Raw genomic sequence first — 21,695 nt, forward strand, 5'->3', positions numbered from 1 at the left:
CGTACAGAAGACAAGGCGCCATGACCGATACCCCTATCGAACAGCTGCTGCAGCAGCATTTTTCCATCGATGCGCTGCAACGCTCGCCTGCGCCCCTGCAGCAGGCGCTGCGCATGCTGGGCGGCTGGCTGGCCGCCGAGCGCGACACGCCGTATCCGCACACGCCATATGCGGAACTGCTGACGCAACTGTCCGACACTTGCCTGCCCGCGCACGGCATGCCCGTGGCGGCATTCCTGCAAGAGCTCGACACCACCGTGCTGGCCAATACGGCCCAGCTGAACCATCCCCAATACATCGGCCACATGACGCAGGCCCTGCCCTGGATCAGCGTGCTGGCCGAAGCGTTTACGGCCACCCTGAACCAGAACCAGGTCAAGATCGAGACGGCGTATGTGTCGACCCTGATCGAAAAACAGATCCTCGGCTGGCTGCACCGCCAAGTGTACCAGCAGGCTGATAGCGTCTACACGCAGGCCATGGCGGCCACCAGCGGCGCGCTGGGCAATGTCGTCAATGGCGGCACCATGGGCAATCTGACGGCGCTGGCCGTGGCGCTGGAACAGCAGTTGCCCGGCACGCGCAAGCGGGGCCTGTTTGCCGCCATGCAGGAATCAGCTTACGCGGGACTGGCCGTGATCGGCTCGGCCCGCAGCCATTATTCCGTGAAAAAGGCGCTGGCGACCCTGGGGCTCGGCGAAAACGCGCTGCACCTGGTGGCCGTCGACCGCGACAACCGCATCGATATCGCCGCGCTGGAAGCAAGCATTGCCGATTTAAAACAGCGCAATATCAAGGTCATCGCCATGATCGGCATCGCCGGCACGACGGAAACGGGCGCCATCGATCCGCTGGCCGCCATGGCGGCCATTGCCGCGCGAGAAAGCATCTGGTTCCATGTGGACGCGGCCTGGGGCGGCGCCCTGCTGATCGCGGAACAATACCGCGCGCTGTATGACGGCATAGCCCTGGCCGACTCCGTCGTCATCGATGGGCACAAGCTGCTGTGGGTGCCGATGGCGCAAAGCATGGTGCTGTTCAAGGACAGCGCCAGCCTGAACTTGCTGAAACATAACGCCAACTACATCTTGCGCGACAACTCGGGCGACCTGGGCCAGACGTCGCTGGAAGGGTCGCGCCGCTTCGATGCCTTGAAACTGTGGACTTCGTTCAAGGTGCTGGGCGTCTCCGGCTACACGACCTTGCTGCAGCAGGCGGCCACCCTGTCGGGCCAGTTGCAGGACTTGCTGGCCGACCAGCAGGACTTCGAACTCGTCACGCGTTCCGACACCTTCATTCTGACCTACCGCTACGTGCCCGCGCACTTGCGCCAGCGCATGGAAAGCTTGCTGGCCAGCGGCCAGGTGGACGCGGCGACCGAACTGAACACGCAACTGAACACGCTCAACGCCAAGCTGCAAAACCGGCAAAAGGCGCAAGGCCACAGCTTTGTATCGCGCACGGTACTGGAATCGACGCGCTATCCTGGCCCGACCAATGTGCTGCGCGTGGTCATGACGAATGTCAAGACGCGCCCCCACCATTTGCGCGCCATCCTGGCCGAGCAGCGCGCCATCGGCCAGGCGCTGGTGGCGGAACTGGGCCTCTAAGGAACCACCCACCCATCAGCCTTGACTGGATGCACGATGCACCGCCTCAGCGCCCTCACCGATCTGTTACGGCATCTGTTGAAATGGCTGCTGCTGGCCTTTGTTGTTGCCGTGCTGGCCGGGTCGGCCTCGGCCGGCTTCCTGTTCGCCCTCGACTGGGCCACGCGCACGCGGCTGGCGCACGCCTGGCTGATCTGGCTGTTGCCCGTGGCGGGCTTTGCCGTCGGCTGGCTGTATTTGCGCTACGGCAGCAGTGTCGAAGGCGGCGCGAACCTGCTCATCGATGAAATCCACGACCCGAAAAAAATCATCCCGCTGCGCATGGCGCCGCTGGTACTGGGCGGCACCGTCTTCTCGCATTTGTTCGGCGCCTCTGTCGGGCGCGAAGGCACGGCCGTGCAGATGGGCGGCGCGCTGGCCGACCAGCTGACCCGCATGTTTCGCTTGAACAATGAAGACCGCCGCATCATCCTGATGGCCGGCATCAGCGCCGGCTTTGCCTCCGTCTTTGGCACGCCGCTGGCGGGCGCCCTCTTCGGCCTGGAAGTGCTGGCCATCGGCCGCCTGCGCTATGAAGCCATGCTGCCTTGCCTGGCAGCCGCCGTCATCGCCGACCAGGTGGGCCTGCTGTGGGGCGTCCAGCATACGCATTACGCCATGCCACTGATCCCCGCCCTCTCCGCCTGGACCCTGTGCGCGATGGTGATCGCGGGCGTGCTGTTCGGCGTGACCGGTAAGATATTTGCGCAAGCCACGCACGGCTTGAGCGGGCTGATGAAGCGCTGGATCAGCTACGCCCCGCTGCGTCCGCTGGCCGGTGGCGTGATCATCGCACTTGCCGTGTGGCTGATCGGCACCGATCGCTACCTCGGTCTGGGCATTCCCACCATCGTCGATGCCCTGAAGGGACCGCTGCCCGCATACGATTTCCTGGGCAAGATGGCGTTTACCATCGTCTCGCTGGGCACGGGTTTCAAGGGCGGCGAAGTGACGCCCCTGTTCTTCATCGGGGCCACCCTGGGTAATGCGCTGGGCCCGCTGCTGCACCAGCCCGTCACCCTGCTGGCCGCCATCGGTTTTGTCGCCGTATTTGCTGGCGCCGCCAACACGCCCATCGCCTCGACCCTGATGGCGATGGAACTGTTTGGCGCGGAGATCGGCGTGTACGCGGCCATCGCCTGCGTCGTGGCCTATCTGTTTTCCGGCCACGCGGGCATTTACCGGGCGCAACGCAACGGCCACGCCAAGCGCCATCCGGCCAAGGATCTCGACACATGACACAGAATATCTACGACAACGACGCCTTCTTCACGGCCTACAGCCAACTGCCCCGCTCCATCGGCGGACTCGACAGCGCCCCCGAATGGCCAGCCCTGCGCGCCATGCTGCCCGAGGTACAGGGAAAAAACGTGCTGGACCTGGGCTGCGGCTATGGCTGGTTCTGCCGCTGGGCTGCCGAGGCTGGCGCGGCGCGGGTGCTGGGCGTGGATGTGTCGGAAAAGATGCTGGTGCAGGCGCACGCCATGGGGACGCACGCGGCGCTCGAATATGCCCGGCTTGACCTGGAACAACTGGCCTTGCCGCCCGCCAGCTACAACCTCGTCTACAGCTCGCTGGCGTTCCACTACATCGAGGATTTTGCCACCTTGCTGGCCGCCATTCGCCAGAGTTTGCAACCGGGCGGCAAGCTGGTGTTTTCCATCGAACACCCGATCTTCATGGCGCCCCGCCAGCCCGGCTGGCTGACGGATGCGCAAGGCCGCAAGCGCTGGCCCGTCGACAGCTACCAGCAGCAGGGCCCGCGCGTGTCGGACTGGCTGGCGCCCGGCGTGATCAAGCAGCACCGCACCCTGGGCACGACCTTGAATGCCTTGCTACACGCAGGTTTCCAGCTGGAACATGTGGAAGAATGGGGTCCCACCGACGCACAGGTCGCGCAGTTGCCGGCCCTGGCGGAAGAGCGTGAGCGGCCGATGCTGTTGCTGGTGGGGTGTGGCGTCAAGTAACTGCGCCGTCAGCTGGCCACATTGCGCGTAAAGCGCAAGGTGGATTCGCCCGCATTGACGTAGGCATACGCTTGCGCACTGCTGAAAACAAGAAAATCGCCCGCAGCCAGCCGTCTGGTTTCCGCCGCCAGCACGAGCTGCAACTCACCTTCCAGCACGTAGAGCATTTCGCTGAAACCGGCCGGATCGGCTTGGGCATCGTAGCGCTCGCCCGGCGCCAGGATCCACGACCACAGTTCCACCTGGCGGCTGGCGGGCGCCGCGCCCAGCAGCACGGCCTGGCTTGCCTGCGAGGCGCTTTGCCACATCAGCACGCGCAGGCTGTCGTGCGGCTGCTGCGGCGGCTGGACCAGGTCGACAAAGGCCACGTTCAACGCGGCCGCCACATGGTCGAGGTTGGCCAGGCTGATGTTGGTGCTGCCCGCCTCGACGCCATTGACCATGCGCCGGCTCAGGCCCGACTTGCGCGCCAGCTCTTCCTGGCTCAGGCCGGCAGCCAGGCGCAAGCGCCGCAGATTTCTGGCCAGGTGTGCCAGCACGCCACCGGCCTCGGCTTGACTGCGCAATATATTGCTCCTATGATGATGGGAAATATTTTGCTCATAGCATAGCGTCCCATGAAAACACACGCAAGTCCCCCGCCCGCCGTCGGCCTGCCCGAACTGGCCCTGATCGCCATTACCTTCATCTGGGGCGGCACTTTTCTCATCGTGCAGCACGCCGTGACGGTCAGCGGGCCGCTGGCCTTTGTGGCCGCCCGCTTTGCGGTGGCCGCCAGCATCGGCGCCCTGATTTGCCGCGGCCAGCTGCGTCAGTTGACGAAAGCGGAGTTGCTGACGGGTGTGGCCATCGGCGTGAGCATCTTTGGCGGCTACGCGCTGCAAACCTATGGCTTGATGTATATCACGAGCAGCAAGTCGGCTTTCATCACGGCCTTCTATGTGCCCATCGTGCCGCTGGTGCAATGGCTGGTCTTCAAGCAGCGGCCCCACCCTGCCGTGTGGGCGGCCGTGGTGCTGGCTTTCGCCGGCTTGCTGCTGCTCACCGGCACGGATGGCTTGAGCATGGGTTTTGGCACGGGCGAGCTGATCACGGCCGTGGGCGCCATCGCCATCGCGCTGGAAATCATCCTCATCAGCCGCGTCTCGCCGCAATTGAACATCTTGCGCGTGACCATCGTGCAACTTGCGACGGCATCCCTCATCGCCCTGCTGCTGATGCCCGTCATGGGCGAAGCACCACCCGTCCTCAGCAAGACCTTCCTCCTCAGCGTCCTGGCCCTGGGCTGCGCCAGCGCGCTGATTCAATATGTGATGAACTGGGCGCAAAAGCGCATCTCCGCCACCAAGGCTACCTTGATCTACGCAGGCGAACCCGTGTGTGCCGGCGTGATCGGCCGCATCGCCGGCGAGCGCCTGCCGGCCCTGGCCATCGTGGGCGCGATATTGATCATCGCAGCAGGCATACTCAGCGAGTGGCGGCCCAAGCGCCGCGTGCGCGCTGCCGGCAAGGCTGTCCAGTCATAAGGTTTATTCCTCGGCCCGCCGCAGCACCGCATCTCCGTGCAAGGCCAGCGGCACGGCCCTGGCCCAGCGATTCGACGACAGCGAAAACGTCAGCGCGCGCACCTGGTGGTACCAGCCGGCGGGCACGTACAGCATGTCGCCCGGCTCGACGAGGCATTCGATCATGGTGGCCTGGCGCGCCAGGGGAAAACGTTCGAAATCGGGCGCTTCCGGGTCGAACGGAGAGCCGAACAGGATGGCGTTCGCCTCGCTGGGATAGAGAAAGGCATCGTGGTGCGGCGGCGACAGGAAGATACGCTTGCGGCCCCACACTTGGGCGAAGATATTGTCGTCGTAATCACAATGCAAAGGCGTCACCGTGCCGGCCGGCCCCACCCAGAAGCGTGGCGGGCCCATCTTGTCGAAATACGTGGGCCAGTGGCACAGGCGGTTCAGCTCGCGCAATTCCAGGTTGCCCAGGTACGGCGGCAGCACGTACTTTCCCTCTGCCACCAGATCCAGGTATTGCCCCATCGACATATCCTGCATGGCGCGGTCAGCCGCAAACGCCGTATTGACGTAGTCGCCCACGCGCGCGCGCACGGGCACGTGGCTGAACTGCTCGCGCAAGATGCCAGGCTCCAGCTGGGATAAGGGCCAGCGCTGCACCAGCCCGCGCATCAAGAAGGGCAAGCCCAGCGCGGCGCGCGCGCGGAAGGCGGCGGCATCCAGCATGGCCAGGCGCGGCACTTCGGTGATGGTGGGCAAGTCACGCGCCGCCTGCTTGATGGCCTCGCGCATGGCCTCGATGGACGTGACGCCGCGCACCTGCGCATCCTTGGCTTCGCGTGCCTGTTTGCGCGCAAGTGCCGCTTCGGGTGAGCTGAATGCTGCTGGCGGCCTGGGCGGCAAGGCGCGCGGCGATATGGGGGTGGCCGCAAGCGGGAGCGGCACTTCTTTTTCTACAGACATAAACCTTCTTTGCGATCAAGGCATCGCACGGCATGGCGCGACAGTGCGCCATTTTAAGCCAGCAAGGCCCGTTTCAGCACGCATGACACAATCCCTACGACGCATCGACACCTGACAAAACCGTCGCGAGCGGCAGTGATTTGTGGCTAAGAAGCGCAACCGTACTGCAGTACGGTGAGCATCGCAGGCCGCAAAGCGCGACGCGCAGCAGGTTTGGTCAGGTGTCCTCAGACAGGGGTTTTGAAGATGGGATCGACGATGAACTGCTGCGCCTTGATGCGCAGGGTGCGCTCCTCGTCCAGCTCGGCGCGCGTTTCGCCCAGCTCTTCACGTTCCGCTTCCAGTTCCAGGCGCGCGGCCGCCAGCTCCGTTTCCACGCGCGTCAGGCTTTCCAGCTTCAGCTGGGCCTGGATCAGTTCGGCGCGCGCCGCTTCGGCGGCCTCTTCCAGACGGGGGATGCCTTCGAGCTTGAATTGCGCCTTGGCCAGGTCCATGCGCGCCTGCTCGGCCGCCTCTTCCAGGCGCGGCAAGCCTTCCAGGCGCAGTTGCGCCTTGGCCAGGTCCGTACGGGCCTGGTTCGCCACCTGCCTCTCCCGTTCGAGCTCCTCGCGCAAGGTTTCCAGCTCGCCCGCCTGCAGGTCGAGCAACTCTTGCTGGCGCTCGTTCTCGCTGGCCAGGTCCATCAATTCCTGTTGATTGTCGTTCATCTCGGCTTCATGCGCGCTGTGGCTGGCGCTTAATTCCTGTCCTACATAATCGAGGATGGCTTGCTGCAGCACGGGCGACAGTTCGGCAGCGGCAGCGATCTGGCGCTGCGCGCCCGCCTTGCGGCGCTGCAAGAGCTTGCTGATGGTGCCCAGGCAGGCACCGTTGCCCAGCCGTTCGCGCAAGGCGCGCACCGTGATCGCCAAGCCTTCGCCCGCCATCGCCTCCATTGCCGCATTGATCTGTTCCGCGCTTACTTTTGCCATTGTCGTGTACTCGTGAATGTTGCCCAAGGCAATCTTGCCCTGGGGCATTATCTTATGCCAGCGGAGGCAAAGCGTAAAGTATTTCTCAATAGAAATTGCAATAGCACAACGGAAACGTGTGCAAACATGCGGCATGCGGTGTCTAGGACACCTAACAAAACCGTAGCGAGCGGATGTGAGTTGTGGCTGAGAGGCGGAGCTGTGCGGATGCACAGTGAGCATCGGAGGCCGCAAATCGCGACGCGCAGTAGGTTTTGATAGGTGTTACTCTTCCAGCAAGCCATTTTCCGTGAGCATATCCTGCACCAGTTCCAGGCGCAGCACGGGATTGTCCTGGCTCAGCAGGAGCTGTTTCTGCATGGCGTTCAGGGACAGCAGCTCGCACCAGCGGTTCGCCACCCAGCCGCACTCGTCGAGGCGATACGGCGGCTGCAAGGGCATTTGTTCAGGCGGGATTTTTTCCTCCTGCAAGGTGCGGATCAGGGCGCCCAACGCGTCAGCCACGTTCTGCTGCTCTTGCGGGATGGGAATGGTTTTATCCGGCGGCAAGGTTTCGACCTGCGCCATCCACAAGCCGTGCTTCATCTGCTCGCTGGAAACGATGTGAAAGCGCAGCATGCCCATGCATTTGATTTGCAGCAAACCCGACAGGGGCGCGGCCCAGTCGACGACCCGCGCCAACGTGCCCACAGGCGCCAGGGTTTCCTGCTGGCCCGGCTTACGCACTTCCGCGCCGTCCAGCAGTTGCACCACGCCGAACGGCTGCTCGCCCATGATGCACTGACGTATCATGTCCAGATAGCGTACCTCGAAGATCTGCAGGGGCAGATAGCCATCGGGATACAGCACCGTATTGAGCGGGAACAAAGGTATCGAGGTCATAGCGCATGATGGCACGAATGGCATATCCGTGCAGCGCGCCTTGCGTCCCTGATTATTTGTAAAAGCGCCTTTTCTTGGCCCGCTCCGCCGCCTTCGGCGCCAGCACCTTGACGGCCTTTTTCTCGATGGTGCCGCCGGCGGACGTGCCTGGCACGCGGTGCTCGGCCTCGAAACCGGGCTCCTCGTTGCGTTTCAGGGTTTGCCGGGTCAGCGCTTCCACGGCCGACAGCAACTCCACTTCATCGGCGCAGACGAGAGAAATCGCTACACCCGAGGCGCCCGCGCGGCCCGTGCGGCCGATGCGGTGGATATAGTCTTCCGCCACGGTGGGCAAGTCGAAATTGACAACGACGGGCAACTGGTCGATATCGAGCCCACGGGCGGCCACGTCGGTAGCCACCAGCACTTGCACCTCGGCGGATTTGAAACGGGCCAGCGCGCGCAGGCGGTTCGGCTGCGTCTTGTCGCCATGGATGGAATCGGCGCGCACGCCCTGCTCCAGCAAGGTATTCACCAATAGCTCGACGCCCTTGCGCGTCTTGACGAAGACCAGGACCTGGCCCCAGCGCTTTTTCTTCAGCAAGTGCAGGAACAGTTCCGGCTTGCGTTTCTTGTCGCACACGATGACCGATTGCTTCACGGCTTTGACTGTGCTGTTACGCGCGCTGACCTCCACCGAGACGGGATCCTTCAGCATGGTTTTCGCCATGGCGCGGATGGCGTCCGAGAAGGTGGCCGAGAACAACAGGGTCTGGCGCTGCTTGGGCATGGTCATCAGCAATATATCGAGCTCGCGCTCAAAGCCCAGGTCCAGCATGCGGTCCGCCTCGTCCAGCACCAAAGTCTGCACTTGCTCGAACTTGACGGCGCCCTGCGTCTGCAAATCCAGCAAGCGGCCCGGCGTGGCGACCAGCACGTCGAGGCCCTTGCGCAATTTGCTGATCTGCGGCTCGATAGGCACGCCGCCATAGGCGACAAAGCAGCGCAGCGGCAAGTTGCCGCCATAGCTGCGGAAGCTGGCATACACTTGCTCGGCCAGTTCGCGCGTGGGGACGAGCACCAGCACGCGCACGCACTGGGGCGCCACCACGCCTTCCAGGGTCAGGCGCTGCAGCAGCGGCACGGCAAAGCCGGCCGTCTTGCCCGTGCCCGTCTGGGCGGCGGCCATCAGGTCGCGCCCGGCCAGCACGGCGGGAATCGCTTGCGCCTGCACGGGCGTAGGCTTGGCATAGCCGAGCTCGTCAAGTTTGCGGACCAGGGGATCGATCAGGCCGAGGGAGGAAAACGTCATGGGGAAAGCAATCTTGGCAAAGGAAAAGGTGGCGCGCACGGACCAGCCGTGCGCGCGATTGCCGAGATTATAGGCCAGCGGGCATGCGGGCCGGAGTTTTCAGCATGAAAACATCGCCATCAGAACTTCATTTCCAGGGTCGCGCGCGCCTGCGGCGAACTCGGTGAAATGCTGTTGCGCACGATCGTGCCGCTGGCGTCCGCATACGTGGTGGTGCTTTCGAAGTCTTGCGCCAGCAAGTTCGACACGGCCAGGCGCAATTGATTCTTAGCATCGAACTTCCACAGCGCATAAATGTCAAGGTCGCGCCGCGGCGACGTGTAGGCGCTCTGGCGTTCGGTGATGCGCACGGGGCCGCCATTGCGGAAATTGAAGCTGCCGCCCGTCGTCAACATGCCATCGGGCGTCTTGTAGTCGAGACCGAAGTTGCCGCTGACGGGCGTTTGCTGGTCGAGACGGTTGTCCGGCCCCGGCACCTGTTCCACCTGCGACCAGTTGCGGCTGACGCTGGCGCGCAGGTCGATGGCCGGCACGGGTGCGGCCAGCATGGCGCGCAGCGGGAACTTCGCTTCCAGTTCCAGTGTCTGCGTATTTGCGCGGCCATCGTTGACGGGCGTGGATACCCAGCGGTCATCGATGAACAGCAAGCCCTGGCGCGTGTAGCCGTCGATGCGGCGGGCCGAGGCACGCGCGCTGAGCAAGGCGCCTTCGGCCCAGTAGTGCTCGTACGAGGCATCGATACCCAGCGCCAGCTCCGGCTTCAGATACGGATTGCCTTCGCGGTCGGGGTCCGTCTGGCTATTGTTGGTCGAAGTATTGCGGCGCGGAATCAGGCTCGACGTGGGCTGCGCCTTGTAGGTACGCGTCAAGGCCAGGCGTACCTGGTCGCCCTTGGTATCAGGCAACTTCCACAGGGTTTGCAGCAGCGGGCTCCATACGCTGGTGCGCTGCTGCACTTCGTCATAAGTGTCGCCCGCGCTGCGCGTATCGATGCCTTCCCAGCGCACACCCGCATACATCGACCAGCGCGGCGTGATTTCCCAGTCATCCTGTACAAACAGGGCCAGGCGCTTGATCGTGGCGTCGAAACCTTCGTCGCTGTTGACGGGCGGACGCGCGCCCAAGGTGCCCAGGGCCGCTTCGCGCTGGCGGCGCGATTCCTCGCGCTCGGTGTACGCGCCATCCCAGCCCATCGACAGGGCGTGGCCGGGCAGCAAGGGCGTCGAATATTTGCCAGTCGAACTGACGCCGTTTTCCGTCGCCTTCACGCCCACCTTGCGGTCGAGCGCCAGGCCGCTGCCATCGATAAAGCCTTGCTGCAGGCTATCGGACGTATTGCGGGCGGCCGAGGCGCCCACTTTCAATTCCAGCCGGGCGCCGCCAGCCAGCTTATGCATCCATGTCAGGTCGCTGCGGCCGAAGGCATTATGGTTGCTCGAGCTGCCCGCGTTGGTGTCGTAGTCTGGGCGCAAGCCCTGCTCCGTCTCGGCGCGGCTGAAATTGCGGTGGTTCGAGCGCCCGCCATTGAAAAAGAATTGCGCCGTCACATTGTCACCATTGGCCAGCACCCAGTTCAGGCGCGGCGACAGATTGATGCCTTCCGGGCGGCCATCGCCCGTGCCATTCGTGCGGCGCAGCAGATTTTGCCGGCCATCGGGCGCGAAGCCCAGTTCCAGTCCGGGATTGTCGTAATGGTAGTCGTAGCGGAACAGCGAAGCGGCCAGCGAGTAGGAGAAATTGCCGTCGCGGTCGGACAGTTGCACGTTCACGCTGGGCGAAAAGCTCACGTCGCTGCCCTGCACACCCAGCTTGAGCTCGCGCTGCGCTGTTTTCACGGCTTTTTTCAGCACCACGTTAATGGTGCCGGCGATCGACTGGGTGCTGTACTCGGCACTGGCCGCATGCAGGATTTCGATGCGCTCGATGACGTCGGGCGACAGGGTATCGAGCGAAAAACCGGCCGGCGCCCGTTCGCCATTGAGTAAAATCTGCGTGTAGCCGCTACCCAGGCCCCGCATGCGGATTTCGCCGCCCGAGCGCCCGGCCGCGCCAGACACGGTAATGCCGGGCAGGCGCTTGAGCACGTCGGTGACATTCGTGTCGCCATACTTGAGGATTTCCTCGCTGCCCACGACCATCTTGCTGGCCGTATCGTCGCGACGCGGATCATAGCCGCTACCCTTGACTTCCACGGTTTGCATGGGCTTCTCGGCCTTCAGCGGCGCGGCAGCGGCATCAGTGGGGGCTGGCGTTTCGGATTGCTGGGCCTGGGCATTCCAGGCAAACAGGACAGCGGAACAAACAACGGTAAGGCGAAGGCAACGGCGTGGCATCATGACCTGGCTAAAAAAGTTGGCTGAATAAAAATGGCTAAAAGCTAAAAAACAGGCCGCCGTATTGTGCTGCAATTTTTTCCGACTGGCACAGTTTCCTGAAAATATTTCCTATAGCAAATTAAATTCGGCGGCAGACTGTGCTACGCACCCTTGCATACGGTACATATCATTGCGCGCCACATCGCCGCTATAATGCGTTTTCACCAATTCCCATCATCCCCGTCAAAGGCTTCCCATCGTGTCTGACCGTCTTGCCGTTTTGCCTCAATATCTGCTGCCCAAGGGAGCGTTGACCAATTTTGCCGGCCGGATTGCCGGTGCCAAGGGCGGCGCCATGACCACGCGGCTGATCCGCTGGTTCGTCGGCCGCTACAACGTCAACATGGATGAGGCGCTGGACCCGGACATCACGCACTACACGAGCTTCAACGACTTTTTCACGCGCGCGCTGCGCCCCGATGCCCGCCCGCTGGCCAAGGCCGACTACATCTGCCCCGTCGATGGCCGCATCAGCCAGTTCGGCAGCATCGACAAGGACCAGATCTTCCAGGCCAAGGGCCACAATTTCAGCACCACGGCCCTGGTGGGCGGCGATGCGGCCCTGGCGGCCCAGTTCGAACACGGCAGCTTCGCCAATCTGTACCTGAGCCCGCGCGACTACCACCGCATCCACATGCCGTGCGACGGCCGTTTGACGCGCATGATTTATGTTCCCGGTGAATTGTTTTCCGTCAATCCGACGACGGCGCGCGGCATTCCCGGCCTGTTCGCCCGCAACGAGCGCGTCGTCTGCGTGTTCGACACGGCCAACGGCCCCTTTGTCATGACTCTGGTCGGCGCCACCATCGTCGGCAGCATGGCTACCGTCTGGCACGGCGTCGTCAACCCTCCCCGCACTGGGCAGGTGCGCGACTGGAGCTATGCCAACGACAATGTGGTGCTGAAACAGGGCGAAGAGCTGGGCCGCTTCCTGCTCGGCTCCACCGTCGTCATGCTGTTTCCGAAAGGCACCGTAGGCTTCAACGCCAACTGGCAACCGGCCGGTCCCGTGCAGCTGGGCGAAGTCATGGGCAACGTGCCCAAGTAAGACAGCAAGACGCGCTCCTACACGGGCGCGTCCGTTTTATACATTTCCTCCATCAAGTCCAGGAATGCGCGCGTCTTGGCCGGCATCAAACGCCGGCCGGGAAAAACGGCCCAGCCCGTGACCAGCGGGAAACTCCACTCCGGCAGCACGCGCACCAATTCCCCCGTCGCCACATACGACTTGGCAAAGCGATCCGTGCTGGCCGCGATGCCCACGCCCGTGCAGGCCATGCGCACCAGCAATTCCGGTGAATTCGCCAGCAGGCGCACGGGCAAGTCGCGCTCCCACGTCGTCTTGCCGCGAATCAAAGTCCAGTGCACGAGGCCATGCACGGCCCGTGGCAAGCTGAGCAAATCATGGCCGTATAAATCGTCGGGATGCTCGGGCAAGCCGTGCACGCTCGTGTATTGCGGCGAGGCATACAGGGACAGGGTGCTGAAGGCCACGCGGCGCGCGGACAGGCTGGCATCGTCGGGCAAGTTGCCCATGCGGATGGCTAGGTCGAAATTTTCTTCCAGCAAATCCACGCGGCGTGCCGACAAGTCCAGTTCCAGCGAAATGGCCGGATAGCGGCGCACGAACTCGGCCAGCACCTGGCGCATCAGCGCGTCGCCGAAATCGGCCGGCATGGATATGCGCAGCAAGCCGCTGGGGCCCGCCTGACGGTGCTGCGCCAGCGCGCCGGCCGCCTCCGTTTCTTCCACCACCTTGCGCGCATGCTCGAGCAAGCTGGCGCCAAACTCCGTCAGCGCCAGCTTGCGCGTCGTGCGCAGCAGCAGCCGTTCGCCCAATTTCGCCTCCAGCAGCGAGATGCGCCGCGACAGGGTCGACTTGGGCAAGTCCACGCGCACGGCGGCGCGACTGAAACTGCCGCATTCGACGACGCGGGCGAACAGCAGCAAATCTCCGGGATCGATATCCATATATTCTCATTGTTCCATCAGTGGATTAATGTTATCCATTTTAACGGCTTCCGCATCAATTTTGGAATTGCTATAGTTCATCCATCGCAAGACACCTCACAACGGAGAAAACAAGATGAACATCCTGCAAATCAATTCCAGCGCCCGTAGCACCGGTTCCGCCTCGACCCGCCTGGCTGACGCCATCGTCGCCCGCGTACAAGCAGCCAACCCCGGCGCCGCCCTGGTCCGCCGCGACCTGGCTGCCGCACCGCACCCCGTGCTCGACGAGCCGACCCTGCAAGCGCTGTTCACCCCAGCGGACAAACGCACGCCGGAGCAAGCGGCCCGCATCGCCCTGGACGACGCGCTGATTGCGCAAGTGCAAGTGGCTGACGTCATCGTCATCGGCGCGCCGATGTACAACTTCGGCATCACCGTGCAACTGAAAAGCTGGTTCGACGCGATTGCCCGCGCCAACGTCACCTTCAAATACACGGAAAACGGCCCCGTTGGCCTGCTGACCGGCAAGAAAGTCTACGTGGGCCTGTCCCGCGGCGGCTTGCACCGCGACAGCGCCAACGATAGCCAGGTGCCTTACCTGAACACCATGTTCGGCTTTCTGGGCCTGACCGACGTGCAATATGTGTATTCGGAAGGCATGGGCATGGGCCCGGACGCCGTGGCCAAGGCGCAAGCGCAAGCGGACGCCGAGATCAACGCGATCCTGGTGTAATCGCAGCAGTGAAAGGGGCGGCGCACTGGCGCCGTCCCGGCCTAGAGGAGAGAACAATGAGCGATACCACCACCGTCGACAAGCCACGCGCCGTCGAGCGCGTGATCGCCGGCCAGGCCGTCATGGATGGCGCCGGCGTGAAGATCAACCGCGTGCTGACGCAGCAATTGCAGCGCCGTCTCGACCCATTTTTGATGCTCGACAACTTTGCCAGCGACAAGCCGAACGACTATATCGCCGGCTTCCCCGAGCATCCGCACCGGGGTTTCGAGACAGTGTCGTACATGATCACGGGGCGCATGCGCCACAAGGACAGCGCTGGCCACGAAGGCTTGCTGACCTCGGGCGGCGTGCAATGGATGACGGCCGGCAGCGGCGTGATCCATTCGGAAATGCCGGAGCAGGAAGAAGGCGTGATGGAAGGTTTTCAGCTGTGGCTGAACCTGCCTGCGCGCGACAAGATGCGCACGCCGTGGTACCGCGATTTTGACAGCAGCGAAATCCCCCGCTACACGACAGACGCGGGAGTAGCCGTGCAAGTGATCGCCGGGACCAGCCATGGCGTGACGGGCGCCGTGCAGCGCGAGATGACGGAACCGCTGTACCTCGACATCGACTTGCCGGCCGGCGCCAGCTTCGAGCAGCCCTTGCCGCCAGGCCATAATGCCTTCCTGTACACTTTCCGTGGCGAAGTGCAGGTCGACGGCAAGGCCGTGCCCGCCCTGCGCATGGCCATCTTCGCCAACACGCCGGGCAGCGACGGCGTGCGCATCGAGGCGCCCGAAGGCGGCCGCGTGATCCTCGTCGCCGGCCAGCCCTTAAACGAGCCCATCGCGCAATATGGCCCGTTTGTCATGAATACCCAGGCGGAAGTGTTCCAGGCCGTACAGGATTTCCGCGAAGGCAAGTTTGGCGAGACGGCGGCGCACTAAAGTTGTCTGCTGCGTCAACAACCTGCAGTGCCTCCGGGCCTGCAGGTTTTTTTTCGTGCCGACTATTTTGTTGCTTTTCAATTACACTGACGGCAACCTCATTCCACAAAGCATTCCATGCAGCCGACGCACACCGAACACGACGCTACCCATTTGCACGCCCACCTGAAAGGCGACGCCAAGCACACCCATTCGTTCGAAGGGCGCAGCCAGAGCATCCTCGCGTGGGCGCTGGGGCTGACCCTGTCGTTTGCCGGCATCGAGGTGGCGGCCGGCTTCATGTCCAATTCGCTGGCCCTGATTTCCGACGCGGGCCATATGGTCACGGACGCGGCCGCGCTGGGCCTTGCCCTGCTGGCGCAGCTCATCGCGCGCCGCCCGCCCTCGCCGCGCCACTCATTCGGCTTTGGCCGCGCCGAAGCGCTGGCCGCCTTTGTCAACGGCCTGGCCATGCTGTGCGTGGTGGGCTGGATCTGTTATGAAGCCGTGCTGCGCTTTTCCGCCCCGCAACCCGTCAAGGGCGGCATGGTCTTCATCGTCGCCTTCATCGGCCTGGCGATCAACGTGGTGGTGGCGTGGGTCTTGTCGAAAGACAAGCAAAGCGTGAACACGCGCGCCGCCCTCGTCCACGTGATGGGCGATTTGCTCGGCTCGGTCGCCGCCATCGTCGCCGGCGCCGTGATTTACTTTACGGGCTGGATGCAGATCGACCCGCTGCTATCCGTGCTGGTATCCCTGCTGATCCTGAAATCCACCTTTGGGGTATTGAAAGAGTCCTACCACTTCCTGATGGAAGGCGTGCCCATGCACATCGATTACATCCAGGTGGGCGCTGACGTGGAACAAGTGGATGGCGTGATTGCCGTGCACGATCTGCATGTGTGGGATATGTCGCCCGGCCAGCCGGCCCTGATCGGCCACGTGGAAATCGAGCACCTCGACCATTGGCCCAAGGTCTTGCGGGCGATCAAGAAGATGCTGTTAGCCAAACACGGCATCGATCACATCACCTTGCAGCCGGAGACGGCGGCGATGGCGGGCTTGCACGCGGGCGACAAGACCCACTAGCAAGGACTGGGGTCAGACCCTCGGCCACGTTAGCTCAGCACTTTGCGTTAGCGGCCTTGGGGGGCTGACCCCGGCAGTTCATTGCGTCAACTGCGCCTTGCCTCAAGGACGCCACTCACATCCTTGATCACATTCAGCGCTTTTAACAACTGCGCCGTCGAGCTGATCTCGGCCGTAAAGGTCATGCGGGCCTGACCCTTGGCGCTTTGGGTGTTGACGCCGATGACGTTGATCTTTTCGCGTGAGAAAATTTCAGAGATGTCGCGCAGCAAGCCCTGGCGGTCGCCTGCGAGAATGAAGATGTCGACCGGGTACACGGTGTCGTGCCCGCCCGTGCTGCCCCATTCCGTGAAGATCACGCGCTCGGGCGACTTGGCGCGCATCTCCTCGAAGTTTTTACATGTGGCGCGGTGGATCGAGACGCCCTTGCCGCGCGTCACAAAGCCGACGATGCTGTCTGGCGGCGCCGGCTTGCAGCACTTGGCCAGCACCGTCATCAAGCCTTCGGTTCCCACCACCAGCACGCCGGACTTGGCGCCCTGTTCCACGCTGGAAGCGCGACTTTTCCCGACCAGCACGGCATCTTCCGGCACCACCACTTCGCCATTGTCGTGCAGCGCCTGCTCCACGTGGCGCAGGCTGAATTCATCCTTGCCGACGGACAGGAACAGCTCGTCGACTTTCGCAAAGCCCAGCTTTTGCGCCAGCGCTTCCAGGTTGACGGCCGTCTTGCCTTCGCGCTGCAGGGATTTCTCCACCAGCGCGCGGCCGTGGGCCAGGGTTTCCTGCATGTCGATGGCATGGAACCAGGCGCGAATTTTCGAGCGCGTGCGCGTGCTGACGGCATAGCCGGCGCTGAGCCAGTCACGCGATGGCCCGGCCGTGCCCGGCGCACCTTTGGCCGTGATGATTTCGCAAGTCTGGCCGTTCTTCAGCTGGGTATTCAGGGGCACCATGATACCGTCGACCTTGGCGCCGCGGCAGCGGTGGCCCACGTCCGTATGCAGGTGATATGCAAAGTCGACGGGCGTGGCGCCCACGGGCAGCTCCAGCACCCTCGCCTGCGGCGTCATGACGAAGATGCGGTCGTCCAGGGTGGCGGATTTCAACTTTTCCACCCATTCGCGCTGGATTTCCTCCTGCCCCACGACGGCGTCGGCGACCTCGGTTTTCCACGCCAGCAGCTGGCGCAACCAGGCGATCTTTTCGTCGTATTTCTGGCCGGCAAAGTTCGAGCCGCCTTCTTCCTTGTAGCGCCAATGCGCGGCCACGCCGTATTCGGCAAAGCTGTGCATTTCATTGGTGCGGATTTGTACTTCCAGCGGGCGGCCATCCTCGGCCGTCACCACCGTGTGCAACGACTGGTACCCATTGGGTTTCGGCCGCGAAATGTAATCGTCGAATTCTTTCGGGATGGGGGTCCAGATATTGTGGACCACGCCCAGCACCGTGTAGCAGGTTTTCACGTCGGCAACGATGACGCGGAAGGCGCGCACGTCGTACAGGGCCGTGAAATCAAGTTCCTTGCCGCGCATCTTGTTCCAGATGCTGTAAATGTGTTTCGGGCGGCCAAATACTTCCGCCTGGATGCCGGCCGAAGCCAGTTCCGTCTGCAGGCGCAAAATCGCCGAGGAAACAAAGCCCTCGCGCATCATGCGCTTTTCTTCCAGCATCTTGGCGATGCGTTTATACGCTTCCGGCTCGATGAAGCGGAACGACAAATCTTCCAGTTCCCACTTCAGTTGCCAGATGCCGAGGCGGTTCGCCAGCGGCGCGTACAGGTCCAGCGTTTCCTTGCCATATTCGCGCGTCATTTCATTGAACAGCTTTAATTCGGCGAAATAGCGCAAGGTCGTCACGCAAGCGGCCAGGCGCACCAGCACGACGCGCATGTCGGACGCCATCGCCAGCAGCATCTTGCGCAAGGTTTCCACCTGGGCCACGGCTTGCTGCGCCGCGTTCTTGCCGCGACCGGCAGCGCTGCCGTGCTGCGCCTGGGTCAGCGCGCGCAAGCGGATCAGCTGGCGCACGCCTGTTGCCAGGTCGCACACCTGCTTGCCGAAGCGCGGTTCGATATCGGCCGCCGTATCGGGTTCCAGCAGGGTCAGCTCGAACATCAGTCCGGCGATGCGCGTTTCCGCATCGCTGCGCAGGAAAGCGAGGGTGGTGGCAACGCCGAGAGCGAACTCCAGCGCGGAGCGGCCGGCAAAGGTCTGCTTGTCGCCATACGCTTCGGTGGCATACGCGAGCGCATCCAGCACGCGCGCGCTGTCCGGCGCACTCAAGCCCTCTACCAGTTGTTCCGATGTGACGCTATTCGGGGCCGAGATGGAAACCATGTAATACCTTTAAACTTAGTAACTGAGCAACTTGATAACTTAACGTTCTGCAGCGATGACGACGATTTCAACCAGGCATGCCGGATTGGCCAGTTTCGCTTCCACCGTGGCGCGCGGCGGCGTGTGGCTTGACGCAACCCAGTCGTCCCACACCTCATTCATGCCGGCGAAATCCTTCATGTCGGCGATGTAGATCTGGCACGACAGGATGCAAGTCTTGTCACTGCCCGCTTCCATCAGCAAACGATCGACGTGACCGAGCACTTCGCGCGTCTGGCCGACGATGCCCTGCGTGGTGTCTTCGGCGATCTGACCTGCCAGGTAGATGGTGTTGTTGTGTATCGCTACTTCGGAGAGGCGTTTGCCTACGTGCAGTCGTGTAATTTCCATGCTTCTTCTTTCGGTTGTTTCAAAATCTGTACAGCGATATTGCGTGTATTACTTACCCAACGTTACTTGCCCAGCGTTACTTGCCCAGCAAAAACTTGCGCGCGATGGCGATCTGGTCGTCATGGACAAAAGTGGGCGCATGGCCCACGCCGGCGATTTCCACCAGCTCCGCCTTCGGACCGCGGCCCAGCATGAGCGTGGCCGTTTCGTGCGACAGCAAATCGGATTCCGACCCGCGCACCAGCAAGGTGGGGCAGCGCACGGCATCATACGCGGCCCACAGCATGGCTTCGTCGCTGGCCGCCGATTCCGGCGTTGCCGAGCGGAACGGCATGGCCAGGCCCATATCATAGTGGCGGTGCCAGTGACCATCCTTATCCTGGCGCAACACATCCACTGCCAGTTTATGCCATTCCGCGTCCGTGTGCGGGCCGAAGCTGGCGGACACGTCCCGCACAAACTTGGCGCCCTGCTCGAACGTCTCGAAACGCAAGTCCTGGCCGATGTAGTCGCCGATGCGCTGCAAGGCTTCAGGCGCCAGTGTCGGGCCGATATCGTTCAGGACCAGCTTGCTGATCGGGCTGTTGGGCAAGGAAGCCAGGCCCAGGCCGATCAAGCCGCCCATCGAGGTGCCGAACCAGTCCACCGTCTGGCGCTCGCCATTGGCCAGCACGCGCGCCAGCAGGGTCACCATGTCGCTCACATATTGCGGTACGCGGTAAAACTGCGGGTTGGCCAGCCAGCCCGAGCGCCCGCGCCCCACCACATCGGGGCAGATCACGCGGTAATCACTGGCCATGGCGCGCGCCAGGTTGTCAAAGTCGTCCGCCACGCGCGTCACGCCATGGGCGCAGACGAGCACGTTCGGATTGTCCGGTGCGCCCCATTCCTTGTAGGACATGGTGTGCAAGCCTGCGGGGGAAATGCACTGGACAGATTTGATGCTCGCTTCGATCATGCCAATTCCTTATTTGATATAAAAAAAGCACCGCTTCCTGCCTGCCATGGGGTGTCCCGCGCGCGACGCTACGGCAGTGTAGCGCAGCGCGGGCAATGCTCCAAGCGCGCGCCTGAAATGCTGCGCCGCAGCACGCCAGTCATGGCGCAATACCCGATATAGCGAAAATGCATATCTGCGGTTATCCACAATTGAGCCGGCCTGGCAATGGGTAGATGATCGCAGCATCAACCCGCAAGAGGAGACCACTCGTGAAAAAACCATTCTATAAAATCCTGTACGTCCAGGTGCTGTTCGCCATCGTGGCAGGCGTGCTGCTGGGGGTGTTCTACCCCTCGAACGCCGTCGACATGAAACCGCTGGGCGACGGCTTTATCAAACTGATCAAGATGATCATCGCCCCGGTGATCTTCTGTACCGTTGTCTCCGGCATTGCCGGCATGCAGGACGTCAAGAAAATCGGCAGAGTGGGCGGCAAGGCGCTGCTGTACTTCGAAGTGGTCTCCACCTTCGCGCTGGCCATCGGCTTGCTGGTTGCAAACATCCTCAAACCGGGCGCCGGCTTCAACGCCGATCCGGCTCACCTCGACGCCAAGTCGATCGCGCAATACACGCACGCCGAAGGCTTGAGCACCGTCGACTTCCTGATGAACATCATCCCGAAGACCTTCGTTGACGCCTTCGCCAAGGGCGACATCCTGCAAGTGCTGCTGATCGCCATCCTGTTCGGCTTTTCGCTGTCCCTGCTGGGCGAGCGCGGCCGTCCCGTCACCAAGCTGATCGACGAGCTGTCGCATGCCATCTTCGGCATGGTCAACATCATCATGAAAGTCGCTCCCATCGGCGCGTTCGGCGCAATGGCCTTCACCATCGGCAAATACGGCCTGGCTTCGCTGATTCCACTGGCTAAACTGATGGGTTCGTTCTACCTGACCTGCTTCCTGTTCGTCTTCGTCGTGCTGGGCCTGATCGCCAAGTACACGGGCTTCTCCATCGGCCGCTTCTTGCTGTACATCAAGGAAGAACTGCTGATCGTACTGGGCACCAGCTCGTCGGAATCGGCCCTGCCGGCCCTGATGAAAAAACTCGAGCGCCTGGGCTGCTCGAAACCGGTGGTCGGTCTGGTCGTGCCTACCGGCTACTCGTTCAACCTGGACGGCACCAACATCTACATGACCATGGCCGCCCTGTTTGTAGCGCAAGCCACCAACACGGAACTGACCATCTGGCAGGAACTGACCATCCTGGGCGTGGCGATGCTGACCTCGAAAGGCGCCTCCGGCATCACGGGCGCCGGCTTCATCACCCTGGCCGCCACCCTGGCCGTGGTGCCGACGATCCCCGTGGCCGGCATGGCGCTGATCCTGGGCATCGACCGCTTCATGAGCGAATGCCGCGCGCTGACCAACTTCGTCGGCAACGGCGTGGCCACCATCGTCGTGTCGAAATGGGAAAAAGAACTGGACATGGACAAGCTGCACAGCGAGCTGGCCCATCCCACCCACCCGACCGACGACGCCTACGTCGCACCGACCGTGAATATCGTCAAGTAAGCCGACCTCTCCATTGAAAAGCCCCGCAGAGCAATCTGCGGGGCTTAATGAGATGGTCACCCTCCACCCTATAAGTTACTAAACTTGTAGGGTGTTTTCATTTCTGAAGGAGGCCATCATGGAAACCGTTACGCTCATCGGCATTGATCTCGGCAAA

At 62.6% G+C, this 21,695-nt stretch carries 19 protein-coding genes; 9 read left to right on the top strand and 10 right to left on the bottom strand.

Annotated features, from left to right (window positions below; all coding sequences use genetic code 11):
• Positions 1 to 20: 20 nt before the first annotated feature.
• The 3 genes from ACQ4WY_RS26235 to ACQ4WY_RS26245 are packed head-to-tail and all read left to right on the top strand — an operon-like array spanning position 21 to position 3,616.
• Positions 21 to 1,610, top strand: coding sequence for a pyridoxal-dependent decarboxylase (locus ACQ4WY_RS26235; RefSeq protein WP_436506609.1), 1,590 nt, complete (start codon positions 21 to 23; stop codon positions 1,608 to 1,610).
• Positions 1,611 to 1,646: 36 nt separating this feature from the next.
• Positions 1,647 to 2,888, top strand: coding sequence for a voltage-gated chloride channel family protein (locus ACQ4WY_RS26240; protein ID WP_436506610.1), 1,242 nt, complete (start codon positions 1,647 to 1,649; stop codon positions 2,886 to 2,888).
• Positions 2,885 to 3,616: a class I SAM-dependent methyltransferase gene (locus tag ACQ4WY_RS26245; RefSeq protein ID WP_436506611.1), complete on the top strand. Its 732-nt coding sequence runs from the start codon at positions 2,885 to 2,887 to the stop codon at positions 3,614 to 3,616. Before ACQ4WY_RS26240 ends, ACQ4WY_RS26245 begins: the two co-directional genes overlap by 4 nt.
• An 8-nt stretch (positions 3,617 to 3,624) precedes the next feature.
• Here ACQ4WY_RS26245 and ACQ4WY_RS26250 read toward each other — a convergent pair whose 3' ends face one another.
• Positions 3,625 to 4,182, bottom strand: coding sequence for a helix-turn-helix domain-containing protein (locus ACQ4WY_RS26250; RefSeq protein ID WP_436506612.1), 558 nt, complete (start codon positions 4,180 to 4,182; stop codon positions 3,625 to 3,627).
• Positions 4,183 to 4,233: 51 nt separating this feature from the next.
• On the opposite strand from ACQ4WY_RS26250, the gene ACQ4WY_RS26255 reads away from it, so the two are divergent.
• Complete coding sequence (locus ACQ4WY_RS26255; RefSeq protein ID WP_436506613.1) at positions 4,234 to 5,142, top strand: DMT family transporter; 909 nt, start codon at positions 4,234 to 4,236, stop codon at positions 5,140 to 5,142.
• Between the two features lie 3 nt (positions 5,143 to 5,145).
• Here ACQ4WY_RS26255 and ACQ4WY_RS26260 read toward each other — a convergent pair whose 3' ends face one another.
• The 5 genes from ACQ4WY_RS26260 to ACQ4WY_RS26280 form a co-directional block, all read right to left on the bottom strand.
• Positions 5,146 to 6,093: a cupin-like domain-containing protein gene (locus ACQ4WY_RS26260; RefSeq protein WP_436506614.1), complete on the bottom strand. Its 948-nt coding sequence runs from the start codon at positions 6,091 to 6,093 to the stop codon at positions 5,146 to 5,148.
• Between the two features lie 227 nt (positions 6,094 to 6,320).
• Positions 6,321 to 7,064 carry a DNA-binding protein gene (locus tag ACQ4WY_RS26265; protein ID WP_436506615.1) on the bottom strand — a complete coding sequence of 248 codons (744 nt, stop codon included), beginning with the start codon at positions 7,062 to 7,064 and terminating at the stop codon, positions 6,321 to 6,323.
• A 264-nt stretch (positions 7,065 to 7,328) separates the two neighbouring features.
• A complete protein-coding gene (locus ACQ4WY_RS26270; RefSeq protein ID WP_436506616.1) occupies positions 7,329 to 7,946 on the bottom strand; it encodes an LON peptidase substrate-binding domain-containing protein in 618 nt (205 codons plus the stop codon).
• 52 nt (positions 7,947 to 7,998) lie between these two features.
• Complete coding sequence (locus ACQ4WY_RS26275) at positions 7,999 to 9,237, bottom strand: DEAD/DEAH box helicase (protein ID WP_436506617.1); 1,239 nt, start codon at positions 9,235 to 9,237, stop codon at positions 7,999 to 8,001.
• 119 nt (positions 9,238 to 9,356) lie between these two features.
• Entirely contained in the window at positions 9,357 to 11,438 is a 2,082-nt protein-coding gene (locus ACQ4WY_RS26280) for a TonB-dependent receptor plug domain-containing protein (RefSeq protein ID WP_436506618.1), read from the bottom strand.
• Between the two features lie 373 nt (positions 11,439 to 11,811).
• Between ACQ4WY_RS26280 and asd the strand changes: the two genes are divergently transcribed.
• Positions 11,812 to 12,660 carry an archaetidylserine decarboxylase gene (gene asd / locus ACQ4WY_RS26285; protein WP_436506619.1) on the top strand — a complete coding sequence of 283 codons (849 nt, stop codon included), beginning with the start codon at positions 11,812 to 11,814 and terminating at the stop codon, positions 12,658 to 12,660.
• A gap of 17 nt (positions 12,661 to 12,677) precedes the next feature.
• Here asd and ACQ4WY_RS26290 read toward each other — a convergent pair whose 3' ends face one another.
• The gene (locus ACQ4WY_RS26290; protein WP_353657601.1) at positions 12,678 to 13,583 is read right to left on the bottom strand and encodes a LysR family transcriptional regulator; all 906 of its coding nucleotides are present in this window, start codon (positions 13,581 to 13,583) and stop codon (positions 12,678 to 12,680) included.
• Positions 13,584 to 13,698: 115 nt separating this feature from the next.
• On the opposite strand from ACQ4WY_RS26290, the gene ACQ4WY_RS26295 reads away from it, so the two are divergent.
• The 3 genes from ACQ4WY_RS26295 (at position 13,699) to ACQ4WY_RS26305 (ending at position 16,298) form a co-directional block, all read left to right on the top strand.
• Positions 13,699 to 14,298, top strand: a complete 600-nt coding sequence (locus ACQ4WY_RS26295; RefSeq protein ID WP_436506620.1) for an FMN-dependent NADH-azoreductase — start codon at positions 13,699 to 13,701, stop codon at positions 14,296 to 14,298.
• 56 nt (positions 14,299 to 14,354) lie between these two features.
• The gene (locus tag ACQ4WY_RS26300; protein WP_436506621.1) at positions 14,355 to 15,230 is read left to right on the top strand and encodes a pirin family protein; all 876 of its coding nucleotides are present in this window, start codon (positions 14,355 to 14,357) and stop codon (positions 15,228 to 15,230) included.
• A 117-nt stretch (positions 15,231 to 15,347) separates the two neighbouring features.
• Positions 15,348 to 16,298, top strand: coding sequence for a cation diffusion facilitator family transporter (locus tag ACQ4WY_RS26305; RefSeq protein ID WP_436506622.1), 951 nt, complete (start codon positions 15,348 to 15,350; stop codon positions 16,296 to 16,298).
• 86 nt (positions 16,299 to 16,384) lie between these two features.
• On the opposite strand, the gene ACQ4WY_RS26310 is transcribed toward ACQ4WY_RS26305, so the two are convergent.
• The 3 genes from ACQ4WY_RS26310 to ACQ4WY_RS26320 form a co-directional block, all read right to left on the bottom strand.
• Positions 16,385 to 18,637 carry a RelA/SpoT family protein gene (locus tag ACQ4WY_RS26310; protein WP_436506623.1) on the bottom strand — a complete coding sequence of 751 codons (2,253 nt, stop codon included), beginning with the start codon at positions 18,635 to 18,637 and terminating at the stop codon, positions 16,385 to 16,387.
• A 39-nt stretch (positions 18,638 to 18,676) separates the two neighbouring features.
• Positions 18,677 to 19,027 (bottom strand): RidA family protein, encoded by a 351-nt coding sequence (locus ACQ4WY_RS26315; protein ID WP_353657606.1) that lies wholly within the window; start codon positions 19,025 to 19,027, stop codon positions 18,677 to 18,679.
• A 76-nt stretch (positions 19,028 to 19,103) separates the two neighbouring features.
• The gene (locus ACQ4WY_RS26320; RefSeq protein WP_353657607.1) at positions 19,104 to 19,985 is read right to left on the bottom strand and encodes an alpha/beta fold hydrolase; all 882 of its coding nucleotides are present in this window, start codon (positions 19,983 to 19,985) and stop codon (positions 19,104 to 19,106) included.
• Between the two features lie 215 nt (positions 19,986 to 20,200).
• On the opposite strand from ACQ4WY_RS26320, the gene ACQ4WY_RS26325 reads away from it, so the two are divergent.
• A complete protein-coding gene (locus ACQ4WY_RS26325) occupies positions 20,201 to 21,538 on the top strand; it encodes a dicarboxylate/amino acid:cation symporter (protein WP_353657608.1) in 1,338 nt (445 codons plus the stop codon).
• Positions 21,539 to 21,695 lie beyond the last annotated feature (157 nt).

The sequence above is a fragment of the Janthinobacterium salmonicoloratum genome (assembly GCF_051380845.1).
Lineage (GTDB): Bacteria > Pseudomonadota > Gammaproteobacteria > Burkholderiales > Burkholderiaceae_D > Janthinobacterium > Janthinobacterium lividum_F.